We start from the raw sequence: 8,622 nt of genomic DNA, 5'->3' as shown, positions 1-8,622 counted from the left end.
CGGCCGCGCTCGCGGGGCTGCGGGAGGACGCCCCGGTGGGGCTGCCGGAGGGGCCGGTGGCGGCGGCCGAGGTGCTGGCCCGGGTGGTGGCGGCGGCGCGGGAGACGGCGGCGCTCTGCGGCTGAGGCCCGGAGGAGTCCGGACACGCCGAAGGCCGGCCGGGTCGGTAACCCCGTGACCCGGCCGGCCTTCGGCGCGCTGCTGCTGGTGATCCGGTGTCAGATGCTGGCGACCACTCGGTCGGCCAGCACGTAGACGGCCTCCTCGTCGGTGGAGAAGGTCAGCGAGTACGAGCCGGAGAAGCGCGAGCCGCCGAGCAGCCGGACGTGCTCACCGGCGCGGACCGCGTCGATCAGCCGGTAGGCGGCCTCCCGGTCGCCCGGGGCCACGCAGAGGGTGGTGCCGTCGGCGAAGGCGTACACGTCCAGGGTGCCCAGCGGGCCCGGGCGGACGTCGACCAGGGCGACGGCCTCCTCGGCGAGGGCGGCCAGCCGGCTGTCCGTCCACTCCCGGGACGGCGCCTGGCTGGGCACGAAGTCGGGGTGCGAGGGGTGGCGGCGCGGGTCGGGCGCGGCGACCGGGGCCTCCTCGACGGCCTGGTCGGCGTCCAGCAGCCCGGCCTCCAGGCCGGTGGCCAGCAGGTCGGCCTCGCGGCGGGCCCGGGCGTCCTTGGTCTCGCCGGCCGGGTGGCCGGGGCGCAGCGGCACGCCGCCCTCGCCGCCGGGCTCGGCCGGGGCGGAGCCGCCCTCGTTGATCAGATCCTCCAGCGCGGAGCGCAGCGCCTCGCCGAACTCCGGGTCCATCGTCCCGGCGTTGTCGACGGCGTCCTGCGGGCCGGTGGGGCGGGGGAAGAAGAGCGGCCACTCCTCGGTGCCGGAGAAGGTGCCGGAGAACGGGGAGTCGAACAGCGGCGCGTCCTCGGCCGCGCGGGCCTCCTGCTCGGCCCAGAACGCCCGGGCCTCCGTGATCTCCCGCTCGCGGTCGGCGGCGAGCGCCTCGGTGACGGCCCGGCGTATCGCGGCCTCGTCCACGGGTGCGGGCGCGGACGGGGCCGCGGCCCGTGCGTCCAGCCGGCGGGAGAGCCCGCGGAGGTGGAGCAGCACGGCGGTCGACACGGCGATCAGGATCAGCAGCAGGATGGTGTAGACGGCGCTCACGGAACGTACTCCTAGCGAGGAGCGGAACGGGGTTACGTGTCCACACTGCCGCATGCGGGGCTGTTACCGCAGGGGCGAATGTCCAATTCATCCCGGACTTTCGCTCTTGTCCCCAAATTGTTAGGTAACACCGTTCTACGCAGTGGAGTTGATCCGCTCCGCAGTGTCGATTTCCGGGTCGAAAACGAACGAAATGAGGGCCGGATCGACCTCTCGGTGTGATCCGGCCCTCAATTACGCTGCGTCACTCCAAATGGGTGGTCCAGACCCTTCGGAGGGCGCCCGGAGGGTCAGCTGAGGCGCTCGATCACCATCGCCATGCCCTGGCCGCCGCCGACGCACATGGTCTCCAGGCCGAACTGCTTGTCGTGCCACTGCAGGGAGTTGATCAGCGTGGTGGTGATCCGGGCGCCGGTCATGCCGAAGGGGTGGCCGACCGCGATCGCGCCACCGTTGACGTTCAGCCGGTCCAGGTCGACGCCGAGGTCACGGTAGGACGGGATCACCTGGGCGGCGAAGGCCTCGTTGATCTCGACCAGGTCGATGTCACCGATGGTCAGGCCGGCCCGCTTGAGCGCCTGCTTGGAGGCCTCGACCGGGCCGTAGCCCATGATCTCGGGGGAGAGCGCGCTGACGCCGGTGGAGACCACCCGGGCGAGCGGGGTGATGCCCAGCTCGCGGGCCTTGGTGTCGGACATGATCACCAGCGCGGCCGCGCCGTCGTTCAGCGGGCAGCAGTTACCCGCGGTCACGGTGCCGTCGGGGCGGAACACCGGCTTCAGGCCGGCCACGCCCTCCAGGGTGACGCCGGCGCGCGGGCCGTCGTCCGTGCTGACCACGGTGCCGTCCGGGAGCGTCACCGGCGTGATCTCGCGCTCCCAGAAGCCGGCCTTGATGGCGGCCTCGGCGAGGTTCTGCGAGCGGACGCCGAACTCGTCCTGCTCGGCGCGGGTGATGCCCTTGAGCGCGGCCAGGTTCTCGGCGGTCTGGCCCATCGCGATGTAGGCGTCCGGCACCAGGCCGTCCTCGCGCGGGTCGTGCCACTCGCCGCCACCTTCTTCGGCGCGCTTCTTCGTACGGGCCTGGGCCTCGTCGAAGACCGGGTTCATGGTGCCCGGCAGGCCGTCCGAGGTGCCGTTGACGCTGCGCGAGACGGTCTCCACGCCGGCCGAGACGAAGACGTCGCCCTCGCCCGCCCTGATCGCGTGCAGCGCCATCCGCGTGGTCTGGAGCGAGGAGGAGCAGTAGCGGGTGATGGTGGCGCCCGGCAGGTAGTCCATGCCCATCTGGACGGCCACGATGCGGGCCAGGTTGTGGCCCTGCTCGCCGCCGGGCAGGCCGCAGCCCAGCATCAGGTCGTCGATCTCGCGCGGGTCGAGCTGCGGCACCTTGGCCAGGGCGGCCTGGATGACGTGGGCGGTCAGGTCGTCCGGGCGGACGTCCTTGAGCGAGCCCTTGAAGGCCCGGCCGATCGGCGAACGGGTGGCGCTGACGATGACGGCTTCGGGCATGGCGGGCTCCTCGCTGGGTGACGGTGGACCTGACGTCCGGGAGGAAAGTTACCGCCTGGTAGATCAGGCGTCACCCGCCCCAGCGTGTGAGCTGGCCGACGTATTCCCGGGGCCCCCGTCGGGGGTCGTACCGGGCTCCTTCCCGCTCTCCGGGCCGGGCAGACCGATCCGCAGCCGCTGCCTCAACTGGGCCCAGCGGCGGCCCGTGCCCTCCGCCGGTACGGCCGCCACCTCGGTGCCCTCCCGACCGGCCGCCGTGGCGGCCGCGACCGCGACCGGCAGCACCGCGCCGCCCGGGACGGCCGTGGCAGGACGCTCCTCCTCCGGCCAGAGCCCGAGCGCGGCGCAGACCGAGGGCAGCACGGCCATCGCGGCGGTCGCGTAGCCCTGGGCGGAGGGGTGGTAGCGGTCGGCGGCGAACATCTCCGGGCGGGCGGCGAACTCCGGGCCCAGCAGCGAGCCCAGCGAGACCGTCCGGCCGCCCGCCTCCACCACCGCGATGGTCTGCGCGGCGGCCAGCTGCCGGCTCAGCCGGCGGGCCACCCAGCGCAGCGGCGGCCGCACCGGCTTGATCGTCCCGAGGTCCGGGCAGGTGCCCACCACCACCTCGCAGCCGTTGGCGCGCAGGGCGGCGACGGCCTCGCCGAGCTGGCGGACGGCCAGCTGTGCCGGGCTGTGCCGGGTCACGTCGTTGGCGCCGACCATGATGACGGCGACGTCCGGGTGGTGCGGCAGGGCCTGCTCCAGCTGGCCGGAGAGGTCGGTGGAGCGGCCGCCGGAGCGGGCCACGTTGACCAGCCGGACCGGGCGCTCGGCCACCGAGGCGAGGCCCGCGGCCAGCAGTGCGCCCGGGGTCTCGCCGGCCCGGGCCACGCCGAGGCCGGCGCCGGTGGAGTCGCCGAGGACGGCCAGCACGAGCGGGGCCTGCGGGTCGGCGGCGCGGTCGGCGAAGGCCTCCCCGTAGACGCCGTCCGCCTTGGGCGGGACGGTCTCCAGGACGCCGATGGCCTGGATGGCGAGTCTGCTCTCGGTCACCAGCAGGCCGACGACGCCCACCCCGAGCAGGCCGAGGCCGCCGCCGCCGTACGCCGCCGCGGTGGCGATCCGGCGGGCCACCCGGGCCCGCGAGTCCCGTGCCCCTGGCATCCGGTGCCCCCTTCACGTGCTCTCCTGCCGGCCCCTCCGGGGCCACGGCCATGCCTGCACAGCGCTCTTACCCGTGCGGAGGGCGGGAGTACCGGGGGTGCCGCTGGGGGTGGGCCATTGGGGGAGGGGTGCAGGAGGGGAGCCGCGGGGCGGGTGCCACGCCCTACGCTTTGCAGTACCGAACTCCGCAGTACCGAAATCGCATGCCCACAGACCGGGAGGATCCCCGTGCGGTACCACAACTCGATCATCGACCTCGTCGGCAACACGCCGCTGGTCAAGCTGAACAAGGTCACCGAGGGCATCAGCGCGACAGTGCTGGCCAAGGTCGAGTACTTCAACCCCGGCGGCTCGGTCAAGGACCGCATCGCGATGCGCATGATCGAGGCCGCCGAGGCCTCGGGCGCCCTCAAGCCGGGCGGCACCATCGTCGAGCCGACCTCCGGCAACACCGGTGTCGGCCTGGCGATCGTGGCCCAGCAGAAGGGCTACAAGTGCATCTTCGTCTGTCCTGACAAGGTCTCCACCGACAAGATCAACACCCTGCGCGCGTACGGCGCCGAGGTGGTCGTCTGTCCGACCGCCGTCGCCCCGGAGCACCCGGACTCCTACTACAACGTCTCCGACCGCCTGGTCCGGGAGACCCCGAACGCCTGGAAGCCGGACCAGTACTCCAACCCGGACAACCCGGCCTCGCACTACCACTCCACCGGCCCGGAGCTGTGGGAGCAGACCGACGGGAAGATCACCCACTTCGTGGCGGGCGTCGGCACCGGCGGCACCATCTCCGGCACCGGCAACTACCTGAAGGAGGCCTCCGGCGGCAAGGTCAAGGTGATCGGCGCCGACCCGGAGGGCTCGGTCTACTCGGGCGGCACCGGCCGGCCGTACCTGGTCGAGGGCGTCGGTGAGGACTTCTGGCCGACCGCCTACGACCGCGGTGTCGCGGACGAGATCGTCGCGGTCTCCGACAAGGACTCGTTCCAGATGACCCGCCGCCTGGCCAAGGAGGAGGGCCTGCTGGTCGGCGGCTCCTGCGGCATGGCCGTGGTGGCCGCGTTGGAGGTCGCCAAGAAGCTCGGCCCGGACGACGTCGTCGTGGTGCTGCTGCCGGACGGCGGCCGCGGCTACCTGTCGAAGATCTTCAACGACGACTGGATGGCCGACTACGGCTTCCTGCCCTCGGCCACCGACGAGGCGCACATCGGCGAGGTGCTGGCCCGCAAGGAGTCCCTCGCGCAGGGCGGCGTCCCGCAGTTCGTCCACATGCACCCCAACGAGACGGTCGCCGAGGCGGTCCGGGTGCTGCGCGAGTACGGCGTCTCGCAGATGCCGGTGGTCTCCCCGGGCGCCGGCCACCCGGACATCATGGCCGGCGAGGTGATCGGCTCGGTGGTGGAGAAGCTGCTGCTGGAGGGCATCTTCGCCAAGGACATCGAGCTCACCGACACGCTGGACAAGGTGATGTCCAAGCCGCTGCCGGTGGTCGGCTCGGGCGAGACCGTCACCAACCTGATGACCGTGCTGGAGAAGGCCGACGCGGCCGTCGTGCTGGTGGAGGGCAAGCCGCAGGGCATCGTCACCCGCCAGGACCTGCTGGGCTTCCTGACCGGCCGCGCCCAGCACTGACCCGGCGTCACCACCGCCCCCCGCGGATGGATGCGGAGGATTCGTCCACGGGGGAAGTGGTACACCGGCGTCACCTGTCCGCAGCACGTGGTTAACACGGCTCGGGCATCGTGGTGGTCAACGGCAGGACGCCGAGTGAGGCGACGGCAACCGTCCGGGAGCGGCTCCCCGGCGACCGCGGTCGGCTCCGGACACATCGGGTGGCCCTGACCCGGCCGCTGTGTCCTCCCGCCGCGGGAGGCGCCGTCGTCCCGCCCCTGACCGGCCCCGGCCGGTCGACAGGGTGCGGCGGCTCCCGCGGCAGCACCGCGCCGCACGGCGCGTGTCCCGCGGCTCCCGGGTGGGGGAGCCCAGGCGGGGAACGGTGGGGCCGGTCCTTCTCCGAGGGACCGGCCCCTTCCGTTCGCGCCGTCGCACGTTCCGTTCGCGCCGTTCACGCCGGGCGCGCGGGGTGCACTCCGAGCGGCCGCCCGTGCGCCGCGCCGGGCGCGCCCGTCCCGTACGCTCGCACGCATGACCAGCACTGAAACGACCGACCAGGATGCCCCGCGCTACGTCCGGGTGAAGATCGAGCTCATCGCGGAGATCACCGACGAGGGCGCGCTCAAGGCGGCCGCCCTGGAGGCCGTCACCGCGGACGAGTACCTCGACGACGAGGAGCGCGCCCAGTCCGTCGAGGCCATCGAGGTGGACCCGTCGGGTTCGCTCGCCCACTTCATCGACCCCGTCGCGCTGCTCGGCGACGTGCCCGGCGTGGAGCTCGCCTCGGCGACCTGGGAGTCGGCGCAGACCGAGTTCGACCCGGACGACGAGGAGTGGGACGAGTACGCGGTGGAAGGCTCCGCCGAGTAGGGCGGGGAACCGTCGGGTGACGGTCCTCACCGTCACCGCCCGTGAACGCCCGGTCCGCTCCGCGGGCCGGGCGTTTTGTCCCTGTTCGTCGGGAAGTTGGGTCATCTCATACGATCGCTTACCCTTCGGTGATGGAACCGTGAACGGGCGTATTGCGTTTCTGTATCCGTAATGCCCGGGATGATCAGCAGGGAGACGCGACGTGACGGCACGGGACGGTCAGGGACGGGCGGCCGGAAGCAGCTGGAGCCGACGCGGGGTCCTCGCGGGCCTGATCGGAGCGCCCGTCCTGCTGCTGACCGCCTGCAACGACAACAGCGCCAACAGCGCCAGCGGCGGTAGCGGCGGCTCCGGCGGCGCGAACGGCACCCCGGCCTCCGGCGGCACGGGCAGCAGCGCCCCCAAGACCTCGGCCGCGGTCATCACCGTCACCCCGGCCGACGGCGCCGCCTCCGCGAGCTTCAGCGAGCCGGTCAAGGTCGCCGTCGCCAACGGCACCCTGACCAGCGTCAAGGTCACCGACACCGCCGGCAAGGAGCTGGCCGGCCAGCTCTCCGCCGACGGCACCGGCTGGACCTCGGCCGCCGCCCCCGCCAGCGGCACCAAGTACACCGTCGCCGCCGTCGCCCTCGACAAGGACAAGCTGGAGGCGGACTCCAACGCCGTCTTCACCACGGCGACCCCGGCCAACACCTTCGTCGGCTACTTCACCCCCGAGGACGGCTCGACGGTCGGCGTCGGCATGCCGGTCTCGATCAACTTCAGCAAGCCGGTCACCGACCGCAAGGCCGTCCAGCAGGCGATCACCGTGATAGCCGAGCCGGGCGTCGAGATCGTCGGCCACTGGTTCTCCAGCACCCGCCTCGACTTCCGGCCGCAGGAGTACTGGGCCAAGGGCACCAAGGTCACCCTCAAGCTCCGGCTCAAGGACGTCGAGGGCGCCAAGGGCGTGTACGGCACCCAGTCCAAGGACGTGAGCTTCACCATCGGCCGGGCCCAGACCAGCGTCGCCGACCTCGCCGCCAAGAAGCTCACCGTCACCACCGACGGCCAGGTCAGCGCGGTCTACAAGATCTCCGGCGGCTCGCCCGAGCACATGACCTGGGGCGGCAAGATGGTGATCTCCGAGCAGTACACCCAGACCCGGATGAACTCGCAGACCGTCAACCTGGGCAGCGAGTACGACATCGCGGACGTGCCGCACGCCCAGCGCCTCAGCACCTCGGGCACCTTCATCCACGGCAACTACTGGTCCTCGCCGTCGATCTTCGGCGGCCAGAACACCAGCCACGGCTGCATCGGCCTCCGGGACACCAAGGGCGCCCAGGACAGCGGTACGGACGGCTTCAAGTTCTACAAGTCCTCGATGGTCGGCGACGTGGTCGAGGTCGTGAACTCCGGCGACAAGACGGTCGCCCCGGACAACGGCCTGAACGGCTGGAACATGGGCTGGGCCGCCTGGAAGGCCGGCAGCGCCGTCTGACCCGGCCCCGCACCCCGACCGGCCGGACCCCGGTCGGAAGACCCACCGGTCGGAAAAACTCCCCGGGCGGACCGAACCTCGCGGTCCGCCCGAGGAGTAGGACGGGTGTGAAACGCGAGCAGAGACAGCGGCAGGACGACGAGTTCAGCGAGTTCGTCGCCGGGAGCGGTCGGCAACTGCTGCGGCTGGCCGAGCTGTTGACCGGCGACCCGGACCGGGCCAAGGACATCGTGCAGTCGGCGCTGGAGCGCGCCTACCTGCACTGGCACCGGATCACCGGGGACGACCCCACCGCGTACGTCCGCCGGATCGTGGTCAACCAGCACCGCGACTGGTGGCGCCGACTGCGCAACCACGAGCTGCCCGTCGAGCACACCCCCGACCGGCCGCTCTCCGACGACCTCGCCGAGCGGCAGGCCGAACGCGCCCTGCTGCACCAGGCGCTGGGCACCCTCACCCGCCGGGAGCGGACGGTCGTCGTGCTGCGGTACTACGGGGACCTCAGCGAGGCCGCCGTCGCGGCCGAACTGGGCATCGCCCAGGGCACGGTGAAGAGCACGCTGCACCGGGCCATGTCGAAGCTGCGCGCACTGCCCGAACTCGCCGACCGTTCCGGCGTGACGGCGAGTCCCACGACGCACATCGAGGTGACGGTATGAGCTTCGAACACCGGCTCGGCGAACTGCTCAAGGACCAGGACCCGTACGCGACCGGGCCGGACCCGGTGCCGATCATCGCCGCCGCCCGACGGCGCCGGGCCAGGCGCAGAGCCGGGACCGCCGCGGCCGCGGTCGCGGTGGCGCTGGTCTGCGGGGCGACGGCGGTGACGGCCGGCAGCGCCCGG

8 protein-coding genes are annotated in these 8,622 nt (G+C 72.5%); 5 read left to right on the top strand and 3 right to left on the bottom strand.

Annotated elements, in window-relative coordinates:
- Positions 1-218: 218 nt before the first annotated feature.
- From AE652_RS28215 to AE652_RS28205, 3 genes are all read right to left on the bottom strand, one after another.
- Entirely contained in the window at positions 219-1,157 is a 939-nt protein-coding gene (locus tag AE652_RS28215; protein WP_049656499.1) for a hypothetical protein, read from the bottom strand.
- A 290-nt stretch (positions 1,158-1,447) separates the two neighbouring features.
- Entirely contained in the window at positions 1,448-2,668 is a 1,221-nt protein-coding gene (locus tag AE652_RS28210; protein ID WP_049656496.1) for an acetyl-CoA C-acetyltransferase, read from the bottom strand.
- Between the two features lie 63 nt (positions 2,669-2,731).
- Complete coding sequence (locus AE652_RS28205) at positions 2,732-3,814, bottom strand: SGNH/GDSL hydrolase family protein (protein WP_049656494.1); 1,083 nt, start codon at positions 3,812-3,814, stop codon at positions 2,732-2,734.
- A 228-nt stretch (positions 3,815-4,042) separates the two neighbouring features.
- Here AE652_RS28205 and AE652_RS28200 point away from each other — a divergent pair, with 228 nt between their 5' ends.
- The 5 genes from AE652_RS28200 to AE652_RS28180 all read left to right on the top strand — a co-directional run.
- Positions 4,043-5,443 (top strand): cystathionine beta-synthase, encoded by a 1,401-nt coding sequence (locus tag AE652_RS28200; RefSeq protein ID WP_049656493.1) that lies wholly within the window; start codon positions 4,043-4,045, stop codon positions 5,441-5,443.
- Positions 5,444-5,956: 513 nt separating this feature from the next.
- Positions 5,957-6,295, top strand: coding sequence for a hypothetical protein (locus tag AE652_RS46645; protein WP_063780291.1), 339 nt, complete (start codon positions 5,957-5,959; stop codon positions 6,293-6,295).
- Between the two features lie 202 nt (positions 6,296-6,497).
- Positions 6,498-7,778 carry an Ig-like domain-containing protein gene (locus AE652_RS28190; protein ID WP_049656491.1) on the top strand — a complete coding sequence of 427 codons (1,281 nt, stop codon included), beginning with the start codon at positions 6,498-6,500 and terminating at the stop codon, positions 7,776-7,778.
- 107 nt (positions 7,779-7,885) lie between these two features.
- On the top strand, positions 7,886-8,437 hold the full coding sequence (locus AE652_RS28185) for a SigE family RNA polymerase sigma factor (RefSeq protein WP_053112304.1): 552 nt from the start codon (positions 7,886-7,888) through the stop codon (positions 8,435-8,437).
- Positions 8,434-8,622, top strand: a 189-nt coding sequence (locus AE652_RS28180; protein ID WP_049656488.1) for a hypothetical protein, incomplete at its 3' end; no start/stop codon positions are given. The genes AE652_RS28185 and AE652_RS28180, both read left to right, overlap by 4 nt.

This window comes from Kitasatospora sp. MY 5-36, assembly GCF_001182915.1.
In the GTDB taxonomy this organism is placed as follows: Bacteria; Actinomycetota; Actinomycetes; order Streptomycetales; family Streptomycetaceae; genus Kitasatospora.
The sequence above is the reverse complement of the archived record's forward strand: the minus strand, read 5'-3'. Positions and strand labels throughout refer to the sequence as shown.